Genomic DNA, 13,628 nt, shown 5'->3' on the forward strand with positions numbered 1-13,628 from the left:
AATCAACGACAGGCAGGGCTTCTCATGTGGCAACGCGACACTCTCACCCTCTCCGCCCGCAAGCGCGGTTTTCATCTCATCAGTGACGAGGTGGAGCAGGCATTGGCCGAGATGCCGCCGGTCAGTGTCGGCCTGCTGCATGTGCAGCTGCTGCACACCTCCGCCTCGCTGACGCTCAACGAGAACGCCGACCCCGACGTGCGCCACGACATGGACGCCTTCCTGCGCCGCCTGGTGCCCGGCAACCTGCCCTACTTCCGCCACACGCTCGAAGGTGATGACGACATGCCTGCCCACGTGCTCGCCAGCCTGCTCGGCACCCAGCTCACTCTGCCCGTCGAAGCCCGCCGCGGCGTCAACCGCCTCACCCTCGGCACCTGGCAAGGCATCTGGCTTGGTGAACACCGTGACCACGGCGGCAATCGTGTGTTGTTCTTGACATTAAGTGGGGTGCTTCAGAACTAGAATTGATATCGTAAAAATCCTACAGCAATAATTTCTACATCAAAGCCACCCTCTCATAACATTTACCAATATGGGTGCGAAAGGAGTAAGTTTACCTTCTACTGGCGTCATAATCTCTTCAACAATCATTTCAATAAGTTCTTCATCCTCAAGCCCTTCACTTGGATCTACTCCATTAGCCCAAAGCAGATCGTTAATAATTTTCTTCCGCTTCTCGACTAAAGATTTATTAGCATTTTCATCTTTACCTAAATTCAGTACATTGATAGCTTCAGTAGCTCTATCAGTTAGGCCCTCAACTCGACCGCTCAACTTGAAATTAAACTCAGTCTCACACTCAGGCATCAAAGGAGTAAGAGGTAATGCCTTATTACCATGTGCATGATCACACTGCCTTAACTTATTACAACTCGCCAATATATTGGTGTAATCTAAACTTTTTTCAGGAGCAATATCTCTTGCGACCACGTGTTCATTCTTAGTATCCGAACTATCCCCAGAAACATAATCACAACAATAACAACAAATAAAAAATTGCTCTTCAGCATTTTTAAAACTTAAATCTCCAACAATATCCCACTTTCCCTGCTGGAATAGCTCTTTAAACCATTCGTTTTCATTTTTATTTTTAGGTTTTGAAGAGATCCATTTTATAAAGCTTTGTGGTGGTTGCCCTTTAGATATTTTTATCACTCTTTAATTCCTTCTTTCGCAGTAAAAGCTTCAACCGAGCCAGCTCTATATTATCGCTTGGAATATTTTCACTTAAGTCTGCAAGCTTCACTCTAGCTTCACTAATCAAGCCATCATATATTAAGTCCAGAATATCGCTTATTTGTTTAGTGACATTAGCGTTTCTAGCATGAGTATTCATGACATCTAATAATACAGAGTTAGCATCCTGCCCATATTGTGATTGAACTTGTACTAATCCGTCACTTTCAACAGAATATACAAGAGCATCTTTACACTCACTAATAACAAGAGGAGAATGAGTAGTAACAATAAACTGACAGTTCGGAAAAGTTGAGGCTAGCTTACTAATAATATTGCGTTGCCAAGTAGGATGTAGGTGCATATCCACTTCATCAATTAGAACAACACCATCACCCTCAAGTGGATTATCCATCGATGGATTCATCATGGCTAAGCGTCTTGCTATATCGCCAACCAAGGCCATTAATGATTTCTCCCCTTGCGATAGCTGCAACACATTTAAAGTTTTTCCATCTTTATCTATCGACATATGCAGTCGCGGCTTTCTTCTTACTTGCAGATTATTAAAGCCAGTCATGAAGCTACTTATGGCTTTTCTAACAGCCGTTAGCTGACTATCTCGGGATGTAGAGTTTAATTCTTGTAACGTCTCTCTAAAATCCGGGTCTCGACCAAAACGATCCATCAAGTGATTTAATATTTCCTCGGAAATACCTGACTCATTCTCTGCATCTTCTCTCTCGCGGAACCATTCAAAAAAGCGACGAAAATCCACGCCCTGATTCAAGGAGTTATCATAACCATCTAGCTGGAGAAAAGTATGTTTCTCCTTAATTTTTAAAGGTATATCCAATACAACCCTCTCAACTGGATAAAATGCTATAAGAGGTAAGCTAGCTAACTTATTAGAAGACAACAATTCCTTGTAGGCGTCGGCTAAAAGCCCAACTTCATGCAAATCACTAGTGTGAAACCCTTTCTTGCCCTTCTTAACTTTAGCTATAGTCCAATTAAAACAACTACTCTCTATATCTGCTTCATCACTTGAAAATCGGCCAAAATCGTTAACAACAAACACATTGACACTACCAGAAGATGCTTCATTAAGAATGACCTCCTCAGGTATTGGACTACCACTACCCTTTAGGGTACGGAGACGAGAGACAAGCCAGCTCATCGACGTTGCCAAGGAACGTAATATTGATGTTTTGCCAGCTCCATTATTACCAATAAGAACTGTTATATTCGACGGAGCATCGGGTGTAGGAGCCAAAGGCACCGTAAGCTCCTTAAAACGTCCTATATTGTTAAGTCTTATACTTTTAACTTCCATAACACCCCCCGAAATCACTAAAAAGTCAATTACCCAATTGTTTGAAACGCAAACAACAACTCAGAATCATCCATTAATTATAGACCTTAAAATTAAATCTATAGGCTTTAGAGTAAGTATAGAGGTTTACCAGCCGAGCGTCTGCTTGACGAAGGGAATGGTCAGTTTGCGCTGGGCGGAGAGCGAGGCGTTGTCGAGTTCGCTCATCGCCGCGAACAGGCCCGGCAGGCTGCGCGGCCCGCGATGCAGGATGTAACGGGCGACTTCGTCGGGCAGTGCAAGGCCGTGATCACGTGCACGCAATTTGAGCGCTTCGAGGCGCTGGGCGTCATCCAGCCCCGAGAGGTGGAAGGTGACACCCCAGGAGAGCCGTGAGGCGAGATCCGGCAGGATGACGGGCAGCAGCCGCGGTGCGCAGCTGGCGCTGACCAGCAGATGCCGCCCGCCGTCACGCAGGCGGTTGTAGAGGTGGAACAGCGCCTCTTCCCAGCGCTGACGACCGATCACCACATCCAGGTCATCGATGGCGACCAGGTCCATCTCATCCAGCCCTTCGAGCATGTGCGGCGGGAAGTGACCCAGCTCATTGAGCGGCAGATAGAAGGCACGCTTGCCCTGCTCGCCCGCCAGATGACAGGCCGCCTGCAACAGATGGCTACGCCCACTCTGCTCGCCGCCCCACAGATAGACGAAGGGCTCCCCGCCGTCGGCAAGCTGCCCCTTGAGGGCCTCCGCCAGCGAGGTCGAGGTGAAGTGGTAGTTGTCGAAGGTCGCGGCGTCACGTACCCCGACGCCGAGTGCCATCTGTCCCTGAGTCATTGCCATCCGTCATGCTGATTGTTGTTGCCGTGATCTCGTCTCTCGATCACTGGGTATCCTCTGCCGCCGGCGGTGCTGGCTGATCGGCTGCCACCGCGGGGCGAGAATCACGCTGTTGGTCATATAAAGTACTGTTTTTATAGCGATCATGCAGATAACGCAAGAGCACCATGATCACGGCCGCTACCGGCAAGGCCAATAGAATGCCGGTAAAGCCGAACAGCTGGCCACCCGCCATCACCGCGAAGATGACCGCGACCGGATGCAGGCCGATCTTGTCGCCCAGCAGCAGCGGCTGCAGCACCACGCCTTCCAGCAGCTGACCGAGCGCGAAGACCCCGCCGACCGCCAGCAGTGCCCACCACTCGCCAAACTGGAAGAAGGCCACCGTCGCCGCGATCAGGATCCCCACGATGACGCCCAGATACGGCACGATGCTGGCAAGCCCCGCCACCAGGCCGATCAACAGCGCGAACTTGAGCCCGATGATCGCCAGGCCAATGGCATAGACGATGCCCAGACTCAGCATCACCAGCAGCTGCCCGCGCAGGAAGGCACCCAGCACCTCATCACAGTCATGCGCCAGACGCGTGGCGGTGGGCTCCATATGACGCGGCAGCAGGCCCTGCAGTTTCTCCTTCATGCGGTCCCAGTCGAGCAGCAGATAGAAGGTGACGACGGGAATCAGCGCCAGATTGCCCAGCCAGATGGCCATCGCCAGCCCGGACTTGGAGACGGTGCCCAGAAGCGCGGCGGCGAAGGTGCCGGTCTCTTTCCAGTTGCCCAGCAGCAGCGAGCGGACCTGATCGAAGTCGGCGCTAAAATCCAGCCCGGTGAATGACTGGATTTCCGGCAACACCGTCTCGCGTATCCAGTTGAAGACCACCGGCATGAAGCTGATCAACTGCGCCAGCTGACGCCCGAGCAGCGGCACCAGCACCAGCAGTGCGATCAACAGCACCACCGAGAGCACGCTGAACACCAGCGTGACCGCCAGATGGCGCGACAGGCCCTTGTCTTCCAGCCAGTCGGCCAGCGGGTCACCCAGATAGGCGAGAATCATGCCGATGAAGAACGGCATCAGAATCGGTTCGAGCATCACCAACAGGCCGAGGAAGGCCACGCCTGCGGCCAGCAACCACCATTTACGCTGCATCTTCACTCCTTGAGACAAGCCGTGGGGCACTCGTGACGGCTGACTGCCGACGGCGCACGCATCACCCATTGTTGCCTGTCGCCGAGTCACCCACAAGACACGCGCCGCTCACGCGTCTGACATTGCCTCCCCCGGCGCCATCCAAGGTGCGACAAGGCCTGCCATGACTGGCGTGGCGGCCTTTTCACATTTTGATGCGGTTTTGTGAATCGGCACAGTGTCAGCCGCGAAGCGCAATGCTACAATGGCCGCCTTTCTTTTCCCGCGATCGATCGTGTCTCACCGCCCAGGCCGCACCGACAGGAACCTCACATGACGCAACGCCCCCAGGACTCCTCGCCCAGCAAGACTTCCTTGAGCTACAAGGATGCAGGTGTCGATATCGATGCAGGCAACGCCCTCGTCGAACGCATCAAGGGTGTCGCCAAGCGCACTCACCGCCCGGAAGTGATGGGTGGTCTGGGTGGCTTCGGCGCCCTGTGCGAACTGCCCGCAGGCTACCGCCAGCCCGTGCTGGTCACCGGCACCGATGGCGTGGGCACCAAGCTGCGCCTGGCCATGGACCTCAACCGTCACGACACCATCGGCATCGATCTTGTCGCCATGTGCGTCAATGATCTGGTGGTCGCTGGTGCCGAGCCGCTGCAGTTCCTCGATTACTACGCCACCGGCAAGCTCGACATCGACATCGCCGCTGACGTCGTCACCGGTATCGGCGAAGGCTGCCTGCAGTCCGGCTGCGCGCTGGTCGGCGGCGAAACCGCTGAAATGCCGGGCATGTACGAAGGCAGCGACTACGACCTGGCCGGCTTCTGCGTCGGTGTGGTCGAGAAGTCCGAGATCCTCGACGGCAAGAAGGTCGGCGCAGGCGACGTGATTCTGGGTCTGGCCTCCTCCGGCCCGCACTCCAACGGCTACTCGCTGATCCGCAAGATTCTCGAAGTCGCCGATGCCTCTCTGCTGGAGCAGGAAATCGACGGCCAGCCGCTGGCTGACGCCCTGATGGCGCCGACGCGCATCTACGTCAAGCCGCTGCTGTCGCTGCTCAAGGAAAGCGGCCTATCCGTGCACGCCATGTCCCACATCACCGGTGGCGGCCTGCTCGAGAACATCCCGCGCGTGCTGCCGGAAGACTGCACCGCCGAGATCGACGTCGCCAGCTGGAAGCGTCCGGCCGTCTTCGACTGGCTGCAGCAGCAGGGCAACGTCGAAGAACACGAGATGCACCGCGTGCTGAACTGCGGTGTCGGCATGGTCGTGGTCGTCGCTGAATCCGACGCCACCGCCGCGCGCGCTCACCTGGAAGCCCAGGGCGAGACCGTCTTCACCCTCGGCAGCATCCGCGCCCGCAACGGCATGGAAGAGCAGGTCCAGCTGGAGAATCTGTCCGCATGATCGAACCGAATACCAACGCCTCCAACGGTGACACTCTCGGCGGCTTCGGCAACGGTTTCGAGGCGGACGATGCGCCGGTTCGCCCGCGCGTCGTGGTACTGATTTCCGGCAGCGGCAGCAATCTGCAGGCGCTGCTGGAAGCACAGGAACACGACGAGCTGGGTGGCGACGTGGTCGCGGTCATCTCCAACAAGGCCGATGCCTACGGCCTGGTGCGTGCGCGCGACGCCGGCGTCGATGCCGTGGCGCTACCGCATGAGGAGTATGAGTCCCGCGAGCATTATGACGCCGCGCTGATCAAGGTGATCGAGCGTCATGAACCGGACCTCATCGTGCTGGCCGGCTTCATGCGTATCCTGTCGCCGCTGTTCGTGCAGTACTTCTTCGGGCGTCTGATGAACATTCACCCGTCGCTGCTGCCGGCCTGGCCGGGGCTTGATACCCATCGCAAGGTATTGGAAGCCGGCGAAAAGGAACACGGCGCCAGCGTGCACTTCGTCACCGAGGAGCTCGACGGTGGTCCGGTCGCGATCCAGGCCGTCGCCAACGTGCTGGAAGGCGATGACGAAGCCAGCCTCAAGGAGCGCGTGCACACGCGTGAGCATCTGATCTACCCGATCGCGGTGCGCTGGTTCCTCGAAGGCCGCCTGAAGCTCGACGGTGAAGTGGCCAAGCTCGACGGCCACAACCTGCCGGTGGGCGGTCTGCGCCTCTCCCACGCCGATGTGGAAGAAGAACTCAGCGATGAGCTGCCGGAAGGCGAAGAAGACTGATCAGTGGCGCTGCCTTGCTGGCAAGGCTGACTGATCTGATAGCAAGCTGATGGCGCGCTGACAGCGAGCTGAAAACAGAAGACCCCGCGACATGCCGATGTCGCGGGGTCTTCTTGTTTCTACTGATTCACTTCTCTCATCGGCTTTCGCTTTCAGAAGGTGTAACTCACCCCCACCTCCCCGCGCGCCGTCACCTCATCCCAGGTCTCGATGCCGGCACCCAGATGCAGCATGGCATTGCGGCCCAGCTGCATGCGCCAGCCGCCATCGACACGCAGGTAGTTGTCGCTGCCGCGATCGAGATCTTCGGCGCGGTAGGCATTGGTCGGCAGGCTCGCCAGGCGCACCTCGGCACTGTCAGCATCGTCATCCAGACGCTTGCCGTAGGCCAGCTCACCATAGAGGCCGAAGCCCTCCGCGATGGCGCGGTCGACCATGAAGCCGGCCTCGACACGGCGATCGCGCAGCGTCTGATCCGAGACGCTCAGGGCGTTGGCGGCAGAGCCGGATTCGGTGTAGCCATCGATGTCGGACTCGGTATGGCGGTAGGCCACGAAGGGCGCGTTGTACCACAGTGAATCGGCGGCGGTGAGGCGATAATCGAGACGCGCCTCGGCGCTGAAGCCATCGCCATCGGTCTCACCGGACAGGGTGCGCGATGACTGGCCCAGTGCGACATGGCGGTCGAGGTCGTAATCGAAGTCGCCGTAGCTGGCCACCGCCTGGACGCCAAACCTGCCCAGCTGCTGACGCGCGAACAGGCTGAACACCCGGCCTTCCAGCTCAAGCTCGCTGCCATCATCGACATCGAAGTCCGCATTGCGCTGACTGACGGCAACGCCGCCCCAGGCCTGGCCGAGCGCGTTGTCCAGCGGCAGCATCACACCGACACCCGCACCGCGCTGCTCGCTGTCAAAGCCCTGCTGGCCGCTGGAAGTCTCGCCATCGCCGGTGCCGCCACTGGCCGAGCCGATGGCGAACACGCGTACGCCCTCCCCGGAGCGCCTGTCCTGCGCGCCCGGGCGCAATTCATCGCCGAGGCTGCGCTGACTGGCATTGAGCGCGCCCGTGCCCAGCTGCGGCGCCAGCCCCAGCACCGAGGGCGCGGCGAGCATCGCATAGGCGTAGTCGGCCAGAATCTCCTGGCCAGCGGTGGTCGGGTGCACGCCATCATTGAACAGCAGCTTGTCGGGGTCTTCCGCGGCGCCGCCCAGCCCGTAGGGCGTGACATTGCAGCTGTCCGAGAAACACACCTGGGTCAGCGGCACATCGCTGGCGAAGCCGAACTCGGCCGGCGAGGCCAGCACCTCCTCGAGAATGCCGACGGTATCCAGGCGGATGATGTTGACCTCGCCATCCAGCGCCGCCAGTCGCGCGCCCAGCGCATCATTAAAGACGTCTACCAGCGCGGAGATCCCCGCTGACTGGCCGGCCGGGGTGCTGCCGACATCCGGCAGATTGGAAACCATGATGGTGGTGGCACCCGCCGCTGCCAGCGCCTCCACCGCGGAGGCCAGATTGCCGGCGGAGGCGACCGCCGTGGTCGGCGAGGTGATCACGCCCTGCAGGAAGTCGTTGCCACCGCCGTTGACGTAATAGAGGGCGTCCGAGTCGGCACTGCCGCCGGTGCTGACCAGATAGCCATCCTCGACCCTGAGCACCGTGCCCGCGCCGGTACTTCCCGGCGGGATGACCACCTCGGAGCCATCCTCGTCGGTCACCGAGGCCAGAATCTGCGCCGTGGTATAGCCACCCACCGCGTAGTTGGTGCCGTCACTGAAGCCGGCCAGCTGATAGATCACCGAGGTGGAAGGCTCTGCCGCCAGCCCCAGTTCCGTGCCCAGCAGCTGGGTCGAGACGCTGCCATAGGCCGAATTTTCATAATCCGGGCCGCTGCGGTTGGTGAAACGCAGACTGTTGAGGCCGCCCAGGGTGGTATCGGGGAACTGCCCGGAATCGCTCAGGCTGTCGCCGAAGAGATAGAGATTGGAATAGGCCTGCGCGGGAGTCGCCAGCAAGGTGGTGCTGATGGCGAGAGCGAGACTCGTGAGAGTGAAACGTCGGACCAGACCGCTGGCGCTGGCCGGAGGGAATACAGCGCGATGTGAACGCGATGGCATGGCGTGCCCCTTGCTTGTGGGAGGTATCCGTCCTGCAGCCACTCTGGGGGTGGCCTGCAGACAAGCATAGGCAATAAAACGAGTGATTGAATCACATGTTTCGTTCAACTTCCGGCTAAGACTCAGCGCCTTGCGAGCATGTCACGTTCTCGCTACCTGCCATCGGCGTCTCTCTTGCCACCGTTGTCTCTTTCTTGCCACCGTCGGCACACATCGCCACGAGCAGGCACACTTCGCCACGAGCAGGCACAAAAAAAGCGCCTCCCGAAGGAGGCGCTCTTGGCTTGCCACACTCTTGTCTTGCCACACTCTTGTCTTGCCGCACTCTTGGCCTGCGGCGTGCGGGTCACTTGCGTGAACGCAGTCCCCAAGCGAGCAGCAAGGGGTATCAGGTACGCGGCAGAGTCACGCCACGCTGGCCCTGATACTTGCCGCCGCGATCCTTGTAGCTGGTCTCGCAGACTTCATCGGACTCGAGGAACAGCATCTGCGCCACGCCTTCGTTGGCGTAGATACGCGCCGGCAGGTTGGTGGTGTTGGAGAACTCGAGGGTGACGTGGCCTTCCCACTCCGGCTCCAGCGGCGTCACGTTGACGATGATGCCGCAACGCGCGTAGGTGGACTTGCCCAGGCAGATGGTCAGCACGTTACGCGGAATGCGGAAGTACTCGATGGTACGGGCCAGCGCGAAGGAGTTGGGCGGAATCACGCAGGAATCGCCCTTCACGTCCACGAAGCTCTTCTCGTCGAAGTGCTTGGGGTCCACCGTCGCCGAATGGATGTTGGTGAAGACCTTGAACTCATCCGAGCAGCGCACATCGTAGCCGTAACTGGAGGTGCCGTAGGAAATCACACGGCGCTCATCGTGAAAGCGCACCTGATCGGGCTCAAAGGGTTCGATCATGTCGTGGCTTTCGGCCATGCGACGGATCCACTTGTCGGATTTGATGCTCATCGAGCGTACCTGACTGACTGATGGGGAGAGACGCGTGAGCGCCATGAAACGCGGGCCAGCATGATACCGGCCCGCTGTGTCGCTGGAAACCTCGGCACGCGCGGCTGGCGCCTGGCGTGTCGGGCTCAGCTGAAGCTGATGCTCGGCCCTTCGTCCGCACCGGCACCTTCCAGTGACTCGGAGACCTGACGGGCGATGGCGCGGAAGCTCGCGGCCACTTCGCCGTCCGGCTCCGCGATCACGCTCGGGCGACCGCCATCGGCATTCTCGCGAATGCTCAGGGTCAGCGGCAGCTGGCCCAGCAGGCGAGTCTGGTACTCATCGGCGATACGCTCACCCCCGCCCGCGCCGAAGACCGCTTCGCTGTGGCCACACTGGCTGCAGGTGTGAGTGCTCATGTTCTCGACCACCCCCAGCACCGGCACCTTGACCTTGCGGAACATCTCGATGCCCTTCTGGGCATCCAGCAGTGCGATGTCCTGCGGCGTGGTGACGATGACGGCACCGGAGACCGGCACCTTCTGCGACAGGGTCAGCTGGATGTCACCGGTGCCCGGCGGCATGTCGATCAGCAGCACATCAAGCTCGCCCCAGGCGGTCTGGTTGAGCAGCTGCTGGAAGGCACCGGCGACCATCGGGCCACGCCAGACCATCGGGTCCTTCACGTCGACCAGATAGGCCATCGACATGGTCTTGATGCCATGCGCCTCGATGGGGCTGAAGACCTGCTCACCGGCCATCTCCGGACGCTGACCGGTCGGCACGCCGAACATCTGCGCCTGACTCGGGCCATAGATATCGGCGTCCAGCAGGCCGACCTTGAGACCCTCCGCCGCCAAAGCCAGCGCCAGATTGGCGGTGACGGTGGACTTGCCGACGCCACCCTTGCCGGAAGCGACCGCGACAATGTGCTTGATACCTTCCATACCTTGAAACTCCTGTGACGGCCTGCGCGGCGCGATGAATGTGGCGCGCAGGCGTCTGAACTGTCAGCGAAAAAAGCCGTGGAACACGATGGGCACAGTATGCCTGCCACCGCTACACGGGCCAAGCCGATGAAGCATGTCCATGGAAGCCATGCCTCAGGAAGCCATGGCCTTGGGCGCAAATCAGAAGCGCACGCCTCAGAAGCGCACGTCGACCGGCAGGAAGCGCCACTCGCCCGGCGCCATGCGACCGAGCAGAATCGCGCCCAGACGCAGACGACGCACCTCGATCACCTTGAGGCCCTGCTCCTCGACCGCGCCGCGGATACCGCCCACCGGCACCCGCTTCATGGCGATGCGCAGGCGGGTGTCGCTCTGCCAGCTGACGCTGACCTTGGGCTTGCGGCCGCGAATGTCGGCGCACAGCGCGAAGCCGATACGCTTGAGGCCTTCGTCGTCCAGCGTTCCTTCCACTTCGACGACGTATTCCTGCTCCAGCTGGTCCAGGTCATCGCCCAGCTTGCGGATCACGCCACGGTTCTGTGACCACACCGCGAGACCGGATTCGTCCTCGCCGAGCTCAGCCAGCGGCTGCTGGGACAGGAAATGCACCTTGAGCCAGTCGGCACCGCTGTTGTCGAGCGCACTGCGCGGCGCGCCGTCACGCAGGGTCAGCGGGTCCGGCAGCGGCGTGCCCGGCGGCTGATACCAGACTAGGGTCAGCGGCTCGATGGGTGCCATGCTGGCGCCTTCATCGACGGTGACTTCCTCATCGGTGACCTTGAAGAAAGGCGCTTCCACGATCTCGCCCGCGACACGTACCACCCCCTTGGCGATGAGATGCTCGGCCTCACGACGCGAGATGCCCTGCTGATGGGCCAGAAACTTGGAAAGACGGACGGGTTCGGTCATGGGGACTCTCGAGGCAGCGACGCAGGCAACAGGCAGAGCAGCAGCACGCAGAAGCGCAGATAAAAAGAAGTGGGACAGCCTGACAGGGTCATCAAGGCTAGCCCGCCATGATAACGGCATGCGCCGAGGATGGCACGGACGAGACGCGCTGAAGATGCTAGGCTGCGTGGCCAGAAATCGGCGCGGCGGCGCCTCAGAAGATCATTTGATGCGCCTTACCAGGTCCTGCGACGCTCTCCGCCAGCGCATCTGATCCACTATGCCTGGCCATCCGCCCCTCTGGCGCAAGTGATCCGGCTGCCTCTGGCACGCCTGATCATGCGCTGGCAGGCACGATGGGCTACCCGCGTCATCGTCATCACTACGCAACCGCGTGATGATAGTTGCGGAACCCTTTGCGCAGCAAAGCGTCAGAGTTGCGTTGAAGCTCACTCTGGGCCATACAAGGTCAGGGTCAGGCAAACTGATGCGCTTGCGCGTCGACTGTCGCTACCGAGGAAGCCGGTGGCCAACGCTTCAGTCTCCGTCAGTGACTCGCCAGCCGAAGGCGTGCGATCAACCCGGATTGACCCTGCGCGCCATCCCGCCTTGCTGCGCTTCCCAGGCCACGTTCACAGGTATCTTGCATGCGTTTACCCCTCACATCGCGCCGCCCACTGACTCACACTCGGCGCTACGCCATCAGCAGTGCACGCACGCTTCGTCATCTGGTACTGATCTTCGGCCTGACGCTGGCCGCGGGCTGCTCCGCGCCGCACGCCTCGGACGCGCCTGCCGCACCGACCACCGCGGCCAAGGCAGCCGTCAAGGCCGAACGGCTGGAAAGCCTGCTGGTGCAAGGCGAGAGCGATGTGCCCGAGAACCTGCTGCTCAGCAAGGCCGGCGCCAAGGCGATCGACCCCAACGGCCAGCGACCGGTGGATGACCCGCTGACCTGCCTGGCGCGTGCCGCCTACTGGGAAGCCAAGGGCGAAGGCAGAAGCGGCATGCAGGGCATCGTCAATGTGGTAATCAATCGCGCCGCCGACCCGCGCTTCCCCGATAGCCTGTGCGGCGTGGTCAAGCAGGGTGGCGAAAGCGGCAGCTGCCAGTTCTCCTGGTGGTGTGACGGTCGCTCCGACCGCATTCGCGAACCCGCCGCCTACGCCGAGGCACGCGACGTGGCCCGCCAGGCGCTCAACCATCAGCTGGAAGACGTCACCGACGGCGCCCTCTACTTCCACGCCCGCTACGCCACACCCTACTGGGCCAAGCGCTTCGTGCGCACCGCGCGCATCGGTCAGCACCTGTTCTATCGCAACTGAGTGCGAGCCGTTGCTGCTGGATGACCGCTGCTGAGAGCCAGCCGACACTGCGACCCAAAGCCGCAAACACGACGCCCCCGCTGCCATTGGCAACGGGGGCGTCGTGTTTGGGGATGCCTGAATAGCGGTGTCTGGACAGGGGAGTCCAGGCAGGGACGCTTGGATAGGGGAACGTATATAAGACGCCTGACGGATCAGGTGTCTGGCTGTGCCGCCAGCTTGGTGCGGATGAACTCGCTGTGGCTGACATGCAACAGGCCGGCAAGACGGCGGATGCGATGCTCTTCCTGCGGGTCCAGCTCGCCATCGGCGTAGGCCAGCTCCCAGAGCATGCCGATCAGCTCGCTGCGCTCCTCAAGGCTCATGTGCTCATTGAGTTGCTTGACGAAGCGGTAGTGGTCCGTGGCCTGCTCGGCATCCTGTTCGGCCTGGGTCAGCAGGCTGGCAAGTTCCTCATCCCCCAGCGAGAAGCGCTCGGCCAGCTGGCGCGCCAGGGCTTCACGTTCGCGCACATCGAGATGGTCATCGGCACGTACCACCTCGAACATCAGCACGGCCATGGCGAGTTCCGGGCCGGGCTCCTCGTTGGGACGGGCATTGCTGCCGGGCATCATCACCTGGCGGATGAGACGATTGATCTGACCGGCGACGGATAGCTGTGCTGGCATGCTGACCTCCAGGAACGGAAAATGTAGTGTCCTTGAATCCTTCATGAGGGCAGCGGCACGGGTTGCAACCTCGCAGTTGCGCACG

13 protein-coding genes are annotated in these 13,628 nt (G+C 60.0%); 4 read left to right on the forward strand and 9 right to left on the reverse strand.

Going from position 1 to position 13,628, the window contains the following annotated elements; genetic code table 11:
* The first annotated feature begins 24 nt into the window (after positions 1 to 24).
* Positions 25 to 465, forward strand: a complete 441-nt coding sequence (locus LCW13_RS11635; RefSeq protein WP_225346962.1) for a secondary thiamine-phosphate synthase enzyme YjbQ — start codon at positions 25 to 27, stop codon at positions 463 to 465.
* Between the two features lie 39 nt (positions 466 to 504).
* On the opposite strand, the gene LCW13_RS11640 is transcribed toward LCW13_RS11635, so the two are convergent.
* From LCW13_RS11640 to LCW13_RS11655, 4 genes are all read right to left on the reverse strand, one after another.
* Entirely contained in the window at positions 505 to 1,158 is a 654-nt protein-coding gene (locus tag LCW13_RS11640; protein ID WP_225346963.1) for an HNH endonuclease family protein, read from the reverse strand.
* Positions 1,142 to 2,515 (reverse strand): AAA family ATPase, encoded by a 1,374-nt coding sequence (locus LCW13_RS11645; protein WP_225346964.1) that lies wholly within the window; start codon positions 2,513 to 2,515, stop codon positions 1,142 to 1,144. The genes LCW13_RS11640 and LCW13_RS11645 overlap by 17 nt, the downstream gene beginning before the upstream one ends.
* 126 nt (positions 2,516 to 2,641) lie before the next feature.
* Positions 2,642 to 3,340: a DnaA regulatory inactivator Hda gene (gene hda / locus LCW13_RS11650; RefSeq protein WP_043334111.1), complete on the reverse strand. Its 699-nt coding sequence runs from the start codon at positions 3,338 to 3,340 to the stop codon at positions 2,642 to 2,644.
* A 40-nt stretch (positions 3,341 to 3,380) separates the two neighbouring features.
* Positions 3,381 to 4,490, reverse strand: coding sequence for an AI-2E family transporter (locus LCW13_RS11655; protein WP_043334110.1), 1,110 nt, complete (start codon positions 4,488 to 4,490; stop codon positions 3,381 to 3,383).
* Positions 4,491 to 4,802: 312 nt separating this feature from the next.
* Between LCW13_RS11655 and purM the strand changes: the two genes are divergently transcribed.
* Entirely contained in the window at positions 4,803 to 5,885 is a 1,083-nt protein-coding gene (gene purM / locus LCW13_RS11660) for a phosphoribosylformylglycinamidine cyclo-ligase (protein WP_054556274.1), read from the forward strand.
* Positions 5,882 to 6,658: a phosphoribosylglycinamide formyltransferase gene (gene purN / locus LCW13_RS11665; protein ID WP_054556275.1), complete on the forward strand. Its 777-nt coding sequence runs from the start codon at positions 5,882 to 5,884 to the stop codon at positions 6,656 to 6,658. Before purM ends, purN begins: the two co-directional genes overlap by 4 nt.
* A 152-nt stretch (positions 6,659 to 6,810) precedes the next feature.
* On the opposite strand, the gene LCW13_RS11670 is transcribed toward purN, so the two are convergent.
* The 4 genes from LCW13_RS11670 to LCW13_RS11685 form a co-directional block, all read right to left on the reverse strand.
* Entirely contained in the window at positions 6,811 to 8,778 is a 1,968-nt protein-coding gene (locus LCW13_RS11670) for an autotransporter outer membrane beta-barrel domain-containing protein (RefSeq protein ID WP_225346966.1), read from the reverse strand.
* A gap of 388 nt (positions 8,779 to 9,166) precedes the next feature.
* Positions 9,167 to 9,733, reverse strand: coding sequence for a dCTP deaminase (gene dcd, locus LCW13_RS11675; RefSeq protein WP_043334107.1), 567 nt, complete (start codon positions 9,731 to 9,733; stop codon positions 9,167 to 9,169).
* 125 nt (positions 9,734 to 9,858) lie between these two features.
* A complete protein-coding gene (apbC, locus tag LCW13_RS11680) occupies positions 9,859 to 10,695 on the reverse strand; it encodes an iron-sulfur cluster carrier protein ApbC (protein ID WP_225348151.1) in 837 nt (278 codons plus the stop codon).
* A 162-nt stretch (positions 10,696 to 10,857) separates the two neighbouring features.
* Positions 10,858 to 11,571: an RNA pseudouridine synthase gene (locus LCW13_RS11685; RefSeq protein ID WP_225346967.1), complete on the reverse strand. Its 714-nt coding sequence runs from the start codon at positions 11,569 to 11,571 to the stop codon at positions 10,858 to 10,860.
* Between the two features lie 626 nt (positions 11,572 to 12,197).
* Between LCW13_RS11685 and LCW13_RS11690 the strand changes: the two genes are divergently transcribed.
* Complete coding sequence (locus LCW13_RS11690; RefSeq protein WP_082388629.1) at positions 12,198 to 12,875, forward strand: cell wall hydrolase; 678 nt, start codon at positions 12,198 to 12,200, stop codon at positions 12,873 to 12,875.
* Positions 12,876 to 13,069: 194 nt separating this feature from the next.
* Here the strand turns inward: LCW13_RS11690 and LCW13_RS11695 are convergent, their stop codons facing one another.
* Positions 13,070 to 13,543: a tellurite resistance TerB family protein gene (locus LCW13_RS11695; protein WP_052384628.1), complete on the reverse strand. Its 474-nt coding sequence runs from the start codon at positions 13,541 to 13,543 to the stop codon at positions 13,070 to 13,072.
* Between the last annotated feature and the right edge of the window lie 85 nt (positions 13,544 to 13,628).

The organism is Cobetia amphilecti, assembly GCF_020217465.1.
GTDB classification, from domain to species: Bacteria; Pseudomonadota; Gammaproteobacteria; order Pseudomonadales; family Halomonadaceae; genus Cobetia; species Cobetia amphilecti.

Coding starts and splice junctions, on each gene's coding strand:
- LCW13_RS11645 (WP_225346964.1), bottom strand. CDS start 2,515: ATGGAAGTTAAAAGTATAAGACTTAACAATATAGGACGTTTTAAGGAG.
- LCW13_RS11695 (WP_052384628.1), bottom strand. CDS start 13,543: ATGCCAGCACAGCTATCCGTCGCCGGTCAGATCAATCGTCTCATCCGC.
- LCW13_RS11685 (WP_225346967.1), bottom strand. CDS start 11,571: ATGACCGAACCCGTCCGTCTTTCCAAGTTTCTGGCCCATCAGCAGGGC.
- hda (WP_043334111.1), bottom strand. CDS start 3,340: ATGGCAATGACTCAGGGACAGATGGCACTCGGCGTCGGGGTACGTGAC.
- LCW13_RS11670 (WP_225346966.1), bottom strand. CDS start 8,778: ATGCCATCGCGTTCACATCGCGCTGTATTCCCTCCGGCCAGCGCCAGC.
- LCW13_RS11655 (WP_043334110.1), bottom strand. CDS start 4,490: ATGCAGCGTAAATGGTGGTTGCTGGCCGCAGGCGTGGCCTTCCTCGGC.
- LCW13_RS11635 (WP_225346962.1), top strand. CDS start 25: ATGTGGCAACGCGACACTCTCACCCTCTCCGCCCGCAAGCGCGGTTTT.
- dcd (WP_043334107.1), bottom strand. CDS start 9,733: ATGAGCATCAAATCCGACAAGTGGATCCGTCGCATGGCCGAAAGCCAC.
- purM (WP_054556274.1), top strand. CDS start 4,803: ATGACGCAACGCCCCCAGGACTCCTCGCCCAGCAAGACTTCCTTGAGC.
- LCW13_RS11690 (WP_082388629.1), top strand. CDS start 12,198: ATGCGTTTACCCCTCACATCGCGCCGCCCACTGACTCACACTCGGCGC.
- purN (WP_054556275.1), top strand. CDS start 5,882: ATGATCGAACCGAATACCAACGCCTCCAACGGTGACACTCTCGGCGGC.